Origin of the sequence: Amycolatopsis sp. WQ 127309, assembly GCF_023023025.1 — a bacterium.
Classification (GTDB): Bacteria; Actinomycetota; Actinomycetes; order Mycobacteriales; family Pseudonocardiaceae; genus Amycolatopsis.
Genome location: NZ_CP095481.1, coordinates 2,485,576 through 2,499,551, shown reverse-complemented (window position 1 = coordinate 2,499,551; position 13,976 = coordinate 2,485,576). Strand labels below are relative to the sequence as shown.

General features: G+C 68.9%; 16 protein-coding genes. 11 read left to right on the top strand and 5 right to left on the bottom strand.

The features are described from left to right. Window positions 1–47: 47 nt before the first annotated feature. Both MUY22_RS11425 and mug read right to left on the bottom strand, forming a co-directional pair. Window positions 48–833 (bottom strand): response regulator transcription factor, encoded by a 786-nt coding sequence (locus MUY22_RS11425; RefSeq protein ID WP_247059434.1) that lies wholly within the window; start codon window positions 831–833, stop codon window positions 48–50. A 371-nt stretch (window positions 834–1,204) separates the two neighbouring features. Then, window positions 1,205–1,756 carry a G/U mismatch-specific DNA glycosylase gene (mug, locus tag MUY22_RS11420; protein WP_247059433.1) on the bottom strand — a complete coding sequence of 184 codons (552 nt, stop codon included), beginning with the start codon at window positions 1,754–1,756 and terminating at the stop codon, window positions 1,205–1,207. Between the two features lie 284 nt (window positions 1,757–2,040). Here mug and MUY22_RS11415 point away from each other — a divergent pair, with 284 nt between their 5' ends. Then, complete coding sequence (locus MUY22_RS11415) at window positions 2,041–2,694, top strand: class I SAM-dependent methyltransferase (protein WP_247059432.1); 654 nt, start codon at window positions 2,041–2,043, stop codon at window positions 2,692–2,694. 66 nt (window positions 2,695–2,760) lie between these two features. Next, on the top strand, window positions 2,761–2,937 hold the full coding sequence (locus tag MUY22_RS11410) for a hypothetical protein (RefSeq protein WP_247059431.1): 177 nt from the start codon (window positions 2,761–2,763) through the stop codon (window positions 2,935–2,937). On the opposite strand, the gene MUY22_RS11405 is transcribed toward MUY22_RS11410, so the two are convergent. Then, window positions 2,878–3,522, bottom strand: coding sequence for a VanZ family protein (locus tag MUY22_RS11405; RefSeq protein ID WP_247059430.1), 645 nt, complete (start codon window positions 3,520–3,522; stop codon window positions 2,878–2,880). The genes MUY22_RS11410 and MUY22_RS11405 overlap by 60 nt on opposite strands. Window positions 3,523–4,004: 482 nt before the next feature. On the opposite strand from MUY22_RS11405, the gene MUY22_RS11400 reads away from it, so the two are divergent. The 4 genes from MUY22_RS11400 to MUY22_RS11385 all read left to right on the top strand — a co-directional run bounded on the left by MUY22_RS11400 (window position 4,005) and on the right by MUY22_RS11385 (window position 8,089). Then, complete coding sequence (locus MUY22_RS11400) at window positions 4,005–5,084, top strand: Gfo/Idh/MocA family protein (RefSeq protein WP_247059428.1); 1,080 nt, start codon at window positions 4,005–4,007, stop codon at window positions 5,082–5,084. A 51-nt stretch (window positions 5,085–5,135) separates the two neighbouring features. Further along, a complete protein-coding gene (locus MUY22_RS11395) occupies window positions 5,136–5,915 on the top strand; it encodes an alpha/beta fold hydrolase (RefSeq protein ID WP_247059426.1) in 780 nt (259 codons plus the stop codon). Window positions 5,916–6,029: 114 nt separating this feature from the next. After that, window positions 6,030–7,724, top strand: a complete 1,695-nt coding sequence (locus MUY22_RS11390; RefSeq protein WP_247059424.1) for a bifunctional UDP-sugar hydrolase/5'-nucleotidase — start codon at window positions 6,030–6,032, stop codon at window positions 7,722–7,724. 38 nt (window positions 7,725–7,762) lie between these two features. Continuing rightward, window positions 7,763–8,089 carry an MmcQ/YjbR family DNA-binding protein gene (locus MUY22_RS11385; protein ID WP_247059422.1) on the top strand — a complete coding sequence of 109 codons (327 nt, stop codon included), beginning with the start codon at window positions 7,763–7,765 and terminating at the stop codon, window positions 8,087–8,089. On the opposite strand, the gene MUY22_RS11380 is transcribed toward MUY22_RS11385, so the two are convergent. Both MUY22_RS11380 and MUY22_RS11375 read right to left on the bottom strand, forming a co-directional pair. Then, window positions 8,079–8,612 (bottom strand): GNAT family N-acetyltransferase, encoded by a 534-nt coding sequence (locus MUY22_RS11380; protein ID WP_247059420.1) that lies wholly within the window; start codon window positions 8,610–8,612, stop codon window positions 8,079–8,081. The genes MUY22_RS11385 and MUY22_RS11380 overlap by 11 nt on opposite strands. A gap of 8 nt (window positions 8,613–8,620) precedes the next feature. After that, complete coding sequence (locus tag MUY22_RS11375; protein WP_247059418.1) at window positions 8,621–8,998, bottom strand: nitroreductase family deazaflavin-dependent oxidoreductase; 378 nt, start codon at window positions 8,996–8,998, stop codon at window positions 8,621–8,623. A gap of 88 nt (window positions 8,999–9,086) precedes the next feature. Between MUY22_RS11375 and MUY22_RS11370 the strand changes: the two genes are divergently transcribed. The 5 genes from MUY22_RS11370 (at window position 9,087) to MUY22_RS11350 (ending at window position 13,975) form a co-directional block, all read left to right on the top strand. Continuing rightward, window positions 9,087–9,737 carry a hypothetical protein gene (locus MUY22_RS11370; RefSeq protein ID WP_247059416.1) on the top strand — a complete coding sequence of 217 codons (651 nt, stop codon included), beginning with the start codon at window positions 9,087–9,089 and terminating at the stop codon, window positions 9,735–9,737. Window positions 9,738–9,833: 96 nt separating this feature from the next. Beyond that, window positions 9,834–10,184, top strand: a complete 351-nt coding sequence (locus MUY22_RS11365; RefSeq protein ID WP_247059414.1) for a YciI family protein — start codon at window positions 9,834–9,836, stop codon at window positions 10,182–10,184. Continuing rightward, entirely contained in the window at window positions 10,181–11,368 is a 1,188-nt protein-coding gene (locus tag MUY22_RS11360; RefSeq protein WP_247059412.1) for an RNA polymerase sigma factor, read from the top strand. Before MUY22_RS11365 ends, MUY22_RS11360 begins: the two co-directional genes overlap by 4 nt. 514 nt (window positions 11,369–11,882) lie before the next feature. Then, window positions 11,883–13,076 carry a DNA cytosine methyltransferase gene (locus MUY22_RS11355; RefSeq protein WP_247059410.1) on the top strand — a complete coding sequence of 398 codons (1,194 nt, stop codon included), beginning with the start codon at window positions 11,883–11,885 and terminating at the stop codon, window positions 13,074–13,076. A 176-nt stretch (window positions 13,077–13,252) separates the two neighbouring features. Next, complete coding sequence (locus MUY22_RS11350) at window positions 13,253–13,975, top strand: hypothetical protein (protein ID WP_247059409.1); 723 nt, start codon at window positions 13,253–13,255, stop codon at window positions 13,973–13,975. Window position 13,976: the final 1 nt, after the last annotated feature.

Genomic DNA, 13,976 nt, shown 5'->3' with positions numbered 1-13,976 from the left:
GTACCGGAAATCCCCCGAAAAGTGGGCCTCGAGCAGCGTGACCCGGGTCAGCGGTGGCCGGGGATGGCCGTTGTGTCCGCCGTCACCGGCACGTGGCCGTCGTCCGCTCGGACGATCAGTATCCCGCCCCGGAAGGCGATCGTCACGGCGTGTGTCCGGTCGCGGGCCGAGAGCTTCCGCAGGATGCTCTTCACGTGGGTCCGCACGGTCTCGACGGACAGGAAGAGCAGCTTCGCGATCGCCGAGTTCTCAAGCCCTTCGGCGACCAGCTGCAACACCTGGTATTCGCGTCTGGACAGCGGCATCCCGCCGCGCGGCGCCGGTGGGCTGTCGTGGGCGAGGTCCCCCTTCGGCACGGTCGACCGCTTCGGCCGGGCGGTGAGCGCGGCCAGTCCGGGATCGATGTACCGGCGCTCGGTGTGCGCCCGCCGAATCGCTTCGGCGAGCCGTCGTGAATCGATCGACCGCGGCACGATCGCGTGCGCCCCGGCGGCGATCGCGGCCGCCAGGTACTGCTGCGTGCGATTCACGTCACGGACGAGCGTGACGATGATCAGCGCCGGGTCGCCGGCGTTGAGCAGCTTCGTCAGGTGGCAGTTCGGATCCAGCGCCGAGTCGAGCACGACGACGTCCGGTTTCACCTGCTCGCACAGCTGCAACGCGGCGTGGTGGCTCGCCGCTTGGCCGGCCCAGTGCAGCCCCTGGCTGCGGTGGACCAGCGCGGCGAGGCCGTCTCGGTAGATCGGGATCGGATCGACGACCGCCACGCCGAGACTGCGCCCGCCGGGTCCGGCAGGCCCGGTGGGCCTGCGGGTGGGCTCGATGCCGTGCATCGTGGGCCTCCGTCTCTGCGCCGTCGCTCTTGGGACGCCGGACGTGTCCCCTCGGTTTCACGCGGTCCGGCACCACCCGGTCCCCCCTGCCGGGACCGGCCAAAAGTGACTCCCTCTGCTTGGTACGAGTCGCAAGTTCGCAGCTCATGACGCCAGTTCCCCCTCATGGCCCAACCCGCCGGTTACAGCAAACTCTGGGTAGAAATCCCCTCCGGGACGGCTGCTCGACCGGGAGCAGAACGACCTGATGGGGCGGCGGGTGCTACTGAGGGTGGCCCGTGTCGATTCGCGTCCTCCCGGCTCGTCCCCCTCTAACGTCCAAGGTGCCGGTTGGATGCGGGTTGTGACTGGTCAGCAGGGTGCGAGCGGGGCTAGCGACTCACGACCGCGGCCCGCAGCGCGGCGAACTCCGCCGCCAGCCCGTCGGGCGTCCAGTGGGCGTTCAGGCCGCTCGGGTTCGGGAGTACCCACACGTGTGTCCCTCCGATGAGCAGCTCCTGCGGGCCGACGCGCGCCTTCGGGAAGCCGAACGCGGTCCGGTACGCCGTGATCCCGACCACGGCCAGCCACCGCGGCCGGAATTCGAGCACCTTCGCGGTCAGCACTTCCCCGCCGTCGCGCAGTTCGTCGTCGGTGAGCTCGTCCGCACGGGCGGTGGCCCGGCCGACGACGTTCGTGACCCCGAGCCCCAGGTCGAGCAGCTTGTCCTGCTCGGAGGGGGTGAACCGCCGCGGGGTGAAGCCGCCGCCGTGCAGCGCCGGCCAGAACCGGTTCCCGGGCCGCGCGAAGTGCTGCTTGAGGGCACCGGAGTAGAGGCCGGGGTTGATCCCGCAGAACAGCACGTCGAGGCCGGCCGCGATGACGTCCGGAATGGTGGTGCCGTACGCGGCGGTCAGCTGGTCCTTGGTGGGTCGGGTGTTCACCCGTCCAGTCTCCGGTACGACTTTCGGACCGGCACGACACAAGTCCCCTTGCCCGCGACGTCGATCACCCGTCCGGTTCCGCGTGTTCGGCTCGGGAGCTGGCTGCACGCGGCTGTTGCGCCGGTTGTCCACAGGCTGCCGCTGTTGTGGACAACTGCGCGGGATCTTGGCGCGCTGACCGGGTTCGTCGGTGGGCGCCGATACGCTGGAGGCGGGGCCGGCCCCCAGGGAGGGTGGGGGGTGCTTTTGGGGGCTCGGGGCGGATTTCCGGCAAGCTCGGGGGCATGGATCCCGGGCCGGTCACCGCGGACGGCTGTGCCGTCGACGTCTACCTCCTGCTCCCGCCCGGCGGCGAACCCGGGATCGTGCACGCCGCGGCCGGGCCGGGTGCCTCGATCCTCGAACTCGGGTGTGGCACCGGCCGGGTCACGCATCCGCTGCTGGCCTTGGGCCACGACGTCGTCGCCGTGGACGACTCGGCTGCCATGCTCGCGCACGTCCGGGGTGAGACCGTCCACGCCCGGATCGGGGATCTCGACCTTGGCCGGGAGTTCGACGCCGTCCTGCTCGGCAGTCACCTGATCAACACCGCGCGGGACGACGACCGGCACGCCCTGCTCGCCGCCGCGCGGCGGCATCTCGGGCCGGCGGGGCGGCTGATCGTCGAGTGGCATCCGCCGGAGTGGTTCGACGCCGTGCGGACCGGCCAGGGCGGGCGGCTCGGCGAGGTCGGCGTGGAACTGGCCGACGTCGTTCGCGACGGCGATCTCCTGTCCGCGAGAGTCCGCTACTCGGCCGGGAGCCGGCACTGGGACCAAGAGTTCACCTGCTGCCGGATCGATCTCGACGTCGTCCTGACCTCGGCTGATCTGATCTTCGACGCCTGGCTCTCCGCGGACCGGACCTGGTTCGCCGCACGGGCTCGTCGCCGGGGGTAGCGAATTCGCCACCGACCTGCGTACCCTGTGTGATCTCCCGCACAGCGTCGTACCGAGGAGGATTTCGTGCAGCTTCCGATCGTCCTCGGGCTGGTCGCGCTGGTCCTGGCCGTGGCGGCCGTCGTGGTCGTTCTCGAGGACCGCCGGGCCGCGAAGCGCGCCGCCCTGCAGCGCAAGGCTCGGTTAGCGCGTCTGGGCGAGGTGGATCCGCTGGCTCCGGGCCGGCTGCACGTCGACCGTTGAACGCTTGGCCCGCAGCAGGGTCAGCAGGAGCGCCCCGAACACCCAGCCGACGCCGGCGCCGAACGTGTTGTTCATGAGGTCGTCGACGTCGAAGATCCGGTAGACGTACGGCGCGGTGCCGAAGTTCGCCGTGACCTGCGTGATCTCGATGAGCAGTGACGCCGTGAAGCCGATCAGCGTGGTGCCGACGAGCCCGCGGCGCCACAGGATCCGCGCGAACACCCCGAGCGGGACGAACAGCAGGACGTTCATGCAGGCCTGCTGGAACGTCTGCGTCATGAACCACTGCGACAGCGGCTCACCGTGCTTCAGCAGCTCGGTGTGGATGTCGGTGATCCACTGGAACGGGTGCAGCTGCACGGTCTGGCTCAGCCGCCGGGTGCCGGGCCCGGGCAGCGGCAGGAAGACGACCGCGAAGGTCATGCACCCGTAGAGCAGCACGGCCGCGGTGGTGACGATGCCGCGCAGCCGTAGGCCACCGTGCCGCGCGAGCTGGGTGAGCAGCTGCGGCACCAGCACGACGGTCCACAGCGCGAAGAAGCCGATGAGTCCGTACTGCAGGGCGGTGACCTGTGCGTTCGTCATGCCACCGACGTTATGGATCTTGCCCGGGATGCCGCTTCGGTCGATCAGCCGGACGCCGGACGCCCCCATCGGCCACTTGGCCGACCCGGCGACGGGCCGATCGGTCAGGGCCGCTCGGTCACGGGCTTGGTGTCATCCTCGCGCTCTTCTTCCCCCACCTGCCGGAACGTTCGCCTCATCGCGGCCGCGACATCCGGTGCGGCCGAATGGCTGGTCTTCTCGATGTGCGTTGCGCCACAGCCGCGGGGTCACGACCCGCCCGCGCGGCTCGTGGACGCGGTCCGCGCGACGGCCGCGGAAGCCGTCGCTGTGCACGTCTTCGAGGGGAACGCCGCGCGAGACGCGGCTGCGAGCGGCTCCGTTCCGGGCCCACCGGAGACAGCAAAGAAACGGCCGCCGCCATCTGGTGTGGCTTGCGCTCACGCGGGAATGACCGCGACGCTCGGCACGTAAGTCTTGTGGGGGAAACGAAAGGAACGCTCATGGCACCGGTCCGGGTCGGCATCATCGGGCTCAGCGCGAACGGCGGCTGGGCCGCGACCGCGCACGTGCCCGCGCTGGCCGCGGTGGAGGGCTACGAGCTCCGCGCGCTGAGCGCGAGCAGCGCCGAGTCGGCGCGCGTGGCCGGCGAGAAGTACGGCGTGCCGCTGACCTTCGGCGACGCCGGGGAGCTGGCGCGGCACCCGGAGGTCGACCTGGTCGTGGTCGCCGTGAAGGTGCCCGAGCACCGGGCGCTCATCGAGCCCGCGCTGGCCGCGGGCAAGCAGGTGCTGAGCGAGTGGCCGCTGGGCGTCAGCCTCGCGGAGACCCGGGAGCTGGCCGAAGCCGCGAAGGACGGTCAGACGGCCGTCGGGCTGCAGGGCCGTTCTGCGCCGGCGTTGCGCTACCTGCGTGACCTCATCAAGGACGGCTACGTCGGCCGCGTGCTCTCGACGTCGCTGATCGCGTCCGGCGGGAACTGGGGCTCCAGCGTGCGCGCCGGACGCGACTACCAGCTGCACCCCGAGGGCGGGGCGACGCTGCTGACCATCCCGTTCGCGCACACCGCCGACACGCTGCACATGGTGCTCGGCGGGTTCGCCGAGCTGTCGGCCACGATGGCGACCGTGCGGCCGCGGGTGCGCGACGAGGTGACCGGCGACGCCGTCCCGATGACCGTGCCCGACCAGATCGCCGTCTCCGGCGTGCTGACCGGCGGCGCGATCGTGTCGCTGCACCTGCGCGGCGGGACGTCGCCGGCCACGGACTTCCTCTGGGAGATCAACGGCACCGAGGGCACCCTGGTGGTCGACGCCGCGGACCCGCTGTTCTGGATCTCCAAGCTGACGTTGCGCGGCAGCCGCACCGGGACGCTGGAGCGGCTCGCCGTGCCGACGCGGTACGAGCTGCCGCAGCTGGCCGGGCGCGCGTCCGAACCGTCGTACAACGTCGCGCACGCCTACGCGCGGCACCTCAAGGGCGACCTGCCGGACTTCGGGCACGCGCTGCGCGTGCACCGGGTGCTCGACGCCGTCCAGCGGTCGGCCGACACCGGGACGCGGGTTCACCCGGACGCAGAGTAACTGTTACCGGCGGTTGTAGCTTTTCCGTGGACCCGGACCTACTCTCGGGTAATGGACGACGTTGTCTACGACCGCGCGGGCCACGGCGAACCCCTGGTGCTGATCCACGGCATCGGCCACCGTCGTCAGGCGTGGTCGCCGGTGTTTCCGCTGCTCACGCCGCATCGTGACGTCATCGCCGTCGACCTGCCCGGCTTCGGCGAGTCGCCCGAGCCGGCCGGCGGCTACGGCGTCGAGCCCGCGCTGGTGATGTTCAAGGACCTCTTCACCGAGCTCGGCCTCGACCGGCCGCACGTCGCCGGCAACTCGCTCGGCGGGCTGCTTTCCCTGGAACTCGGCCGCGCCGGGCTCGTCCGCAGCGTCACCGCGCTGTCGCCGGCCGGGCTGTGGAACCGGCGGCAGAAGCTCTACGCGATCGCGACGCTCAAGGCCCACCGCGCGCTCGCCCAGCGCACCCCGCCGAACGTCGTGCGCCGGCTGGCCGCGACGGCGGCCGGGCGAAAGGCCCTGGTGGGGATGATCGTCGGCCGCCCCGAGCTGCTCTCGCCCGAGATCGTCGCCGAAGACGCGCACGCGCTCGCGACCGCACCGGGCTTCGAGCCGACCGCCGCGCAGTCCCGCGGCAGTTTCCGCTTCACCGGCCCGGTCACCGGCGTCCCGGTGACGATCGCGTGGGCCCAGCACGACCGGATCCTCGCCCGGCCGCGCGTCGCCGAGCTGCGGAAGGTCGCGCCGAACGGGACGTTCACGCTGCTGCCGGGCTGCGGGCACGTGCCGATGAGCGACGACCCGGAGCTGGTCGCGAAAACCCTGCTCGCCGGAAGCCGTTAGATGACATTCGCTTTACGTCCGTCTTTTGACCCTGGTAGTTGACTCCGCCGCGAGGCAGAATCCTCCGCCGTGCGCCCGTATGGGGACCTTGGGCGCGAATCGGAGGAAACACGCATGAGGCTTTCAACCCGGCTCGTGGTGCTCGCCGCGGCCGCGCTGGCGACGACGGCGGTGACCACCGCACCCGCGTCCGCGGGCCAGCGCCCGGATCCGACGACGGACGTCCGGATCATCACGTTCAACGACTTCCACGGCAACCTCGAGCCGCCGTCGGGTTCCAGCGGCCGGGTCACGCAGTCGGACGGGACCACAGTGGACGCCGGCGGCGCCGCTTACCTGGCGACGCACGTGAAGCAGCTTCGCGCGCAGGTGCGCAACTCGCTCGTGTTCTCCGCCGGGGACAACGTCGGCGCGTCGCCGGTGGTCTCGGCGCTGTTCCACGACGAGCCGACCATCGACTTCCTGAACCAGATCGGCGTCAGCGCGTCCGTCGTCGGCAACCACGAGTTCGACGAGGGCTACAAGGAACTGCAGCGCATGCAGTTCGGCGGCTGCCACCCGACCGACGGTTGCCAGTTCGACAAGAAGTTCAAGGGTGCGGACTTCCCGTTCCTCGGGTCCAATGTGTACTTCACCAACGGCCTGCCCGCGCTGCTGCCGTTCACCGTCAAGTTCGAGGGTGGCGTGCCGATCGGCGTCATCGGCGCGACGCTGAAGGACCTGCCGACCGTCGTCACGCCGGAGGCCATCAAGGGCCTGAAGTTCGGTGACGAGGTCGAGGCGATCAACCGCACCGCGAACCTGCTCGACTTCCTCGGCGTCAAGTCCCAGGTCGTGCTGCTGCACCAGGGCGACAGCACCGAGATCGAGGGCCCGAACGACTGCCGGGTGCTGCCCGGCCCGGCCACCGCGATCGCGAAGGCGGTGACCCCGAAGGTCGACGCCATCTTCACCGGGCACAGCCACCAGCAGTACAACTGCGTCATCAACGACCCGGCGGGCCAGCCGCGCACGGTCATCCAGGGCGCGTCGTTCGGCCGCCTGCTGTCCGTGGTGGACCTGAAGATCAACCTGAAGACGCGCGACGTCGTCCGGTCGGCGACGCAGGCGCACAACGAGATCGTCACGCGCACGGTGACCCCGGACCCGGCCGTGTCGGCGCTGGTCGCCGACGCCAAGGCGAAGTCCGGCCCGATCGCGAACAAGCCGGTCGGCTCCATCACCGCGGACCTGCCGGCGGCGGGCAACGTGGCGGGCGAGTCCTCGCTCGGCGACGTCATCGCCGACGCGCAGCTCGCGGGCACGCAGGGCAACAACGCGGTCATCGCGATGACCAACCCGGGCGGCATCCGCGCCGACCTGACGTACAAGTCGTCCGCGAACAACGAGGGTGACGGCGTGGTGACCTACGGCGAGGCGTTCACCGTCCAGCCGTTCGCGAACATCATGCAGACGATCACGCTGACCGGTGCGAACCTGAAGAACGTGCTGGAGCAGCAGTGGGCGCCGGGCGTCAACCCGAAGTTCCTGCAGATCTCGAGCTCGCTGCACTACAGCTACTCGGCCGCCGCGCCGCAGGGCTCGCGGATCTCCAGCATCACGGTGAACGGCACGCCGGTCGACCCGGCGGCGACGTTCCGCGTGTCGGTGAACAACTTCCTCGCCGCCGGCGGGGACGGCTTCACCGAGTTCACCAAGGGCACGAACCTGGCCGGCGGACCGGTGGACCTGGACGCGCTGATCGCGTACCTGGGCGCCCACCCGAACCTGGCCCCGCCCGCGGCGGACCGGATCACCCTGCTGCCGTAGCTCCGGTATTTCCAAGACGCCGGGTCGACAATGGACCCATGACGACTTGGGAAGACGTCGTCCGCCTGGCCTCGGGACTGCCCGAGGTCGAGGCGGCGACCTGGTACCGCACGCCCGCGCTGAAGGTGGCGGGCAAGGGGTTCGCGCGGCTGCGCACCGAGGCCGAAGGCGGCCTGGTCGTGATGTGCGGGCTCGACGAGAAGGCCGCGTTGCTGGAATCCGGCGACGCGGCCTTCTTCACGACCCCGCACTACGACGGCTCCGGCTCGATCATCGTCGACCTGGACAAGGTCGACGTAGATCAGCTGCGTGAGCTGCTCGAAGAGGCGTGGCGGCTGAAGGCGCCGAAGCGGCTCACGACTTGAGCTCGCCCTTGAGCATGCTCATCAGGATCATGTCGTGGCGCTCGCCGTCCATCGCGACGAACGCCTCGCGGTGACGGCCGTCCTCGGTGAACCCGACCTTGCGGTAGACGTGCCGCGCCCGCTCGTTCCCGGCGACCACCCAGAGCGTGATCATGTGCAGGCGCATGGCGTTGAAGCCGTAGCGGCACATCAGGCGCAGCGCCTCGGTGCCGTAACCGCCGCCGTTCCGGTACTCGGCGTCACCGATGTAGACGTCCAGCTCGGCGTTGCCGATCTCGGGCTCGGCGTCCCGCAGGTCGATGACGCCGATCAGCTTGCCGTCGGCCTTGGCCTCGATCCCGAGGACGACCAGTTCGTAGCTGTTGACCGGGCGTTCCTCGGCGCGCTTGCGCAGCTGCGCGAGGGAGCGCGGGTGGCTGGTGTTCATCCAGCGGCCGACCTCGGGGTCGTGGACCCACAGGTGGATCTTCTCGGCGTCCTCCGGCTCCAGCGCGCGCAGCCGGACGAGCTCCCCCTCGAGCATCGCTCCCCCTAGTCCCGCTTGAGCAGCAGGAAGTCGTGGACGTTCAGCAGGCCGAGGAACTGCCGGACGGGTGTCGGCATGGCCTGGCGCGACTCATCATGCACGAGCCGGGCGCCGTGCACGTGGTGGTTTTTCCGCCGGGTGACGACCGTGCAGCCGCCCTCGGCCAGCACGTTCTTCACCCAGTCGGCGTCCGGCCCGTAGGTCAGCGCGACGACGTAGCCCTCCGCCGTGCCGAAGACGTTCACCGGCGTCCGGTACTCCCGGCCCGACTTCCGTCCCTTGTGGACGATCATGCCGAACCCGGGCGCCCAGTTGACGACGTATTTGTTGACGCGGTTGGTCGCGACGCGGTTGAAGCGGGCGAGACCCTTGGGGAGCACCATGGCGGCCATAATATCAACGTGCGATGAATTAGGCGACCGGACGACCCCGGCTCCCGGGCCGCCGTCGCCCGATGGTGGGATACGGGGCATGTCGACCGAATGGCCGCTGCGCCAGGACCCGGAAGCACCGGTCATCATCGCCCTGGCTCTGGTGACCGACGCCGACGCGCTGGGCTTCGTCGTCCTGGACGACGAAGACGACTGGTTCATCAGCGACGGCACCGAGCTGTCGGAAGACGTGCTGGTCAACCGCGAGAACTTCGGCAAGCTGTCGGTCCGGGAGGCGCTCGACCTGCTCCCGCAGCTGGCCGCGCTCGCGGAGATGCCCACGGGCATGGCCGCCGACTGGGACCCGGACCACCGCGCGTGGCTGCTGTCCTCGGTGACCGGCTCCGACGACGAGGACGAGGACATCCGCCTGCTCGCCCAGCGTCGCGCGGCGTGGGAGTTCGAAGGTTCGCCGGACGACGAGGTCCAGATCAGCAGCGGCCTCACCGAGCTGCCGACCGGGTCGGAGCGTCCGGTCCGCGCGGTCCGCCAGGTCGTCCGCGAGCAGGACGGCACGTGGCTGTTCGTCGGCTTCGAGGTGCCGGAAGCGGAGGACTTCGAGGTCGAGGGCCTGGAGTTGGAGCACGTCGCGAAGCTGTACCCGGACGTCCGCACGGTGCTGAAGGCCGCGCCGGGCCAGGTCTACGACCGCGAGACGCCGGACGCCGAGTGGGAGCTCGTCGAAGGCTGAGAAAGTCCGGCGCGGTTGTCCTGGAGACGTCCGCGCCGTTCGTCCTTACAGTGAGAGCCGGCGATCGGCGCCGGCCGACCTCTGTGAGGAGCTGTCATGCCCAAGTACGCCGCCATCATCTACGCCTCCGACGTCGACCCGACCCAGCCCGAAGCCGCCGGCATGATGCGGGACTACGACGAGTTCGGCGCGGCCGCGCAGGCCGTGATCCGCGGCGGCGCGGCCCTGTACCCGACCGCGACCGCGACGACCGTCCACGTCACCGGCGGCAAGGGCGGCGACATCGTCACCACCGACGGCCCGTACGCCGAGACGAAGGAAGCCCTCACCGGCTTCTACCTCATCGAGTGCGCCGACCTCGACGAAGCCGTCAAGGTCGCGGCGCAGATCCCGGGCGCCTGGGACGGCGCCATCGAAGTCCGGCCGGTCGTCGAATTCGGCAAGTGACCTTCGCCGGTGACGCGGTCGCGCGGCTGGTCCGGGACGAGGGCACCCGGGTACTGGCCACGCTGGTCCGCGTCACCGGCAGCGTCGACCGCGCCGAAGACGCCGTCCAGGACGCGGTGGTCCGCGCCCTCGAGACGTGGCCACGCGACGGCGTCCCCGCCAACCCCCGCGGCTGGCTGCTGGTCGCGGCCCGCAGGCGCGCGGTCGACGTCGTCCGCCGCGAAGCGAAGCGCCTCGGGAAGGAGGCCGACGCGATGCCGGCCGTCGACCCGTCCCCCGACCCGCTCTCGGTCCGCGACGATCTGCTGAGGCTGGTCTTCACGTGCTGCCACCCGGCGTTGTCCCTGGATGCGCAGGTCGCTCTGGCCCTCCGGACCCTGGGCGGCCTGTCGACGCCAGAGGTGGCCCGCGCCCTGCTTCTCCCCGAAGCGACGCTGGCGAAGCGCCTGACGCGCGCGAAGCAGAAGATCGCGCAGGCCCGGATCCCCTACCGCGTGCCGTCTTCCGAAGAACTGCCCGCACGCCTGGCCGGCGTGGCATCGACGGTGTACTTGATCTTCAACGAGGGCTACACGGGCCGAGCGCCGTTGACCGCCGAGGCGGTGCGCCTGGCCCGCCTGCTGGTCTCACTGATGCCCGACGAGCCGACGGCGCTGGGTCTCTTGGCGCTGGTGCTGCTGCAAGACGCCCGCCGCGAGGCCCGCTTTTCGTCGGGTTCGCCGGTGCTGCTGGCTTTCCAGGATCGCGCGCTCTGGGACCCTGGGTTGATCAAGGAAGGCGTGTCGTTGGTGGGCGCGGGCCTGCGCCGAACCCCCTCGGTGCCGAACCAGTACGTCATCCAGGCGGCGATCGCCGCGTGCCACGACCTCGCGCCGACGTACGCGGAGACCAACTGGGACGCGGTGATCTCCTGGTACGACGTGCTGTTGTCGATCCAGGACACGCCGGTAGTCCGCTTGAACCGCGCGGCCGCGGTGGCAGAACAAGACGGTGCCGCGGCGGCTTTGGCTTTGGTGGACGCATTGCCGGGCCTGGAGGACTACCCGTGGTGGCACGCATCGCGGGCGGAGTTGTTGCACCGCTTGGGTTCCCCATCGGCTGCCGAGGCGCTGGACCGCGCGGAGACGACCGGTCTCCCGGCCACCCACGTGGCCCAGCTGCGCGCGCGGATCAGTCCACAGTAGACGTCGAGATTCGGTACCGGGAAAGCGAAAGCCCCGGAGAATACGGGGCTTTCGACTGAGAGCGGATGACGGGAATCGAACCCGCGTATTCAGCTTGGGAACCAGGGTGATCATGCTCGAAAGTGGTCCTGACCTGCGGACGGGGCTGTCTCGCGGTACCCGCAGTTGACCGTGGCTGACCGGTCTGAATGGCACGCTAATGGCATGGCCAGCGGCCCACCCAGACCTCCCCCGCCACCCCGATACGAAGCCAGCACGCGGCCGGTGGTGCCGGGTCAAGGCACGCTTTCCCGCCTTGACGCGGTGCTACCGGCCGTAGTCACGATCCGGCTTCGGGGGTGGAACCTCTCGCTGACCAGGAGTTCTCCGCGTGAAGCACTTGCCTGTCAAGGCTGCCGAGCAGGTCCGCTTAGGATGCACGCGATCGAGATATGGCTAACTCGCCGTTCACTGGGCTCGAGTTTGTCGGTCGTCACGGGTAGGCTCAAGGCGATCTTGAACGAAGGGAGTACACGTGCCGAGCACCTTCAGGGTCGCAGGCCTCTTCGCCGGCATCGGCGGCATCGAGCTCGGCTTCCATCGGGCACTCGGCGACCGTATGGAGACCGTACTGCTGTGCGAGAACTGGGAGCCAGCGAAGCAAGTTCTGGCTGATCGGTTCCCGGCAGTCGACCTTCACTCAGACGTGAAGACCCTGAAAAACTTGCCAGGTCGGCTGGACCTGTTGACAGCAGGTTTTCCCTGCACGGATCTATCTCAGGCGGGGCGCACCGCGGGCATCACTGGTGCCCAGTCGGGTCTCGTCGCGCACGTCTTCGAGATGCTTGAGCTCGCGAAGAAGCGTCGCCGGAAGCTTCCGTGGTTGATGATCGAAAACGTGCCAAACATGCTGGCGCTCGACCGCGGCAAGGCGATGGCCTACCTCGTGCACGAGCTGGGCAAACTAGGCTACCGGTGGGCTTACAGGGTCGTGGATTCGCGCTTCACCGGCGTGCCGCAGCGTCGTAGACGCGTCGTGCTGCTCGCGTCCTGCGTTCATGATCCGCGCGAGGTGTTGTTCTCGGACGAGGCCGAGGCGATCGACGAGAGCCAGCTTGCGGATGACGCATTTGGGTTCTACTGGACTGAGGGACGCACGGGCGTCGGCTGGGCCCGCGATGCTATCCCCACCCTTAAAGGCGGTTCCAGCCTAGGAATCCCGTCCCCACCTGCTATCTGGTTGCCTAAAGAGTCCGAGTCGAGGTTCGTCCTGCCCACAATCGAAGACAGTGAAGCGCTCCAAGGATTCGACCGCGGTTGGACGGCTGCTGCATCAGACGGTCGCCGGAATGGACCGAGGTGGAAGCTCGTCGGCAACGCTGTGACCGTCGGAGTGTCGGAATGGGTCGCCACGAAGCTCTTGAACCCGAGTACGTTCGAGGTCGACTCCACTCCTTGGGAACGTGATGGAGCGTGGCCGAGCGCTGCTTGGGGGGAAGGTGAACAAGCTTGGAAGGTCGAGCTAAGCGAGTTTCCACGGCAGGCGGGCTATCAACACCTTCTTGAGTTCATCGAACCAACCCAGTGCACTCCCTTGTCCCACCGGGCCGCGAGCGGCTTCTGGAGTCGCCTCCAGACCAGTAACCTGGGGCGCTACCCAGGGTTTAGGGAAGACATGGCCGAGTACGTAGAGAGGAGTCGGCCTCTGGTGGCCCAGGTTGCGGTTTGATCCACATCCTCGCGGTGAACACGGTGGTGGGCTAGAGTCGCGGCACCATGTACGGACCGAACCTCCTTGCCCGATTCTTGACGGAGCCAGCAGCCAAGGCAGACCCATACGGAAACAGGTGGCAGTACAACCCACGTTCCGATCGGCACTCGAAGGCGGCGTGCTGGGGCGTAGCGTTGGATCTGCTGGTTACTTCGGCCTTGCTCCGCAGTCACGCAGAGTCAGGCAAGATCGTCTTGGGCGTCAACCATGCCATGACAGATTACGCCACTGGGCGGAAAAAGGCCCTGGATCTTGTCATCGCGCGGCCAGACCACGCGGTGCCGCCTGAAACCAAGACTTTCGCTGGCTTGGCCAAGCAGTTCGGGATCTCACTGACCCCCGCGGAACAAGCAGCGCTCGACGGGCTACCACAGCTGCAAGTGGCGCCGGTGAGCTCGGTTCTCGTGGCGCTGGAGGCCAAGGCGTGCATGACAGAGCACGTGAAGGCTCTGCCGCGTCTCTACGATGAGTTAAACTCGGCCCACCTGTGTATCCATGGCTCGTCCAAACAGGCGTTGGCGATCGGGTACGTACAGTTGAATGCTGCGAGCGAATTCATCTCGCCAGGTCGCAATCAGTATCGGCTCTCAGAAGAGAGAGTGAATGTGACCAAGCACCGGCAGCCTGCTGTGACCGAGCGCGTGCTCGACAAGGTTCGGGAGATTCCGCGGCGTTCGGCCTCTTCGGAAACTGGTTATGATGGTCTCGGTGTGACCGTTCTCGACCTTCGTAACGATGGATCACCAGTTGGCTTGGTCGAGGACCCGCCGGCCCCGCAGCCAGGTGGTGCGTTCCACTACGCTGGAATGATCACTCGAATGGCCACTGAGTACGACGCAACGTTCGCACGCATCTAAG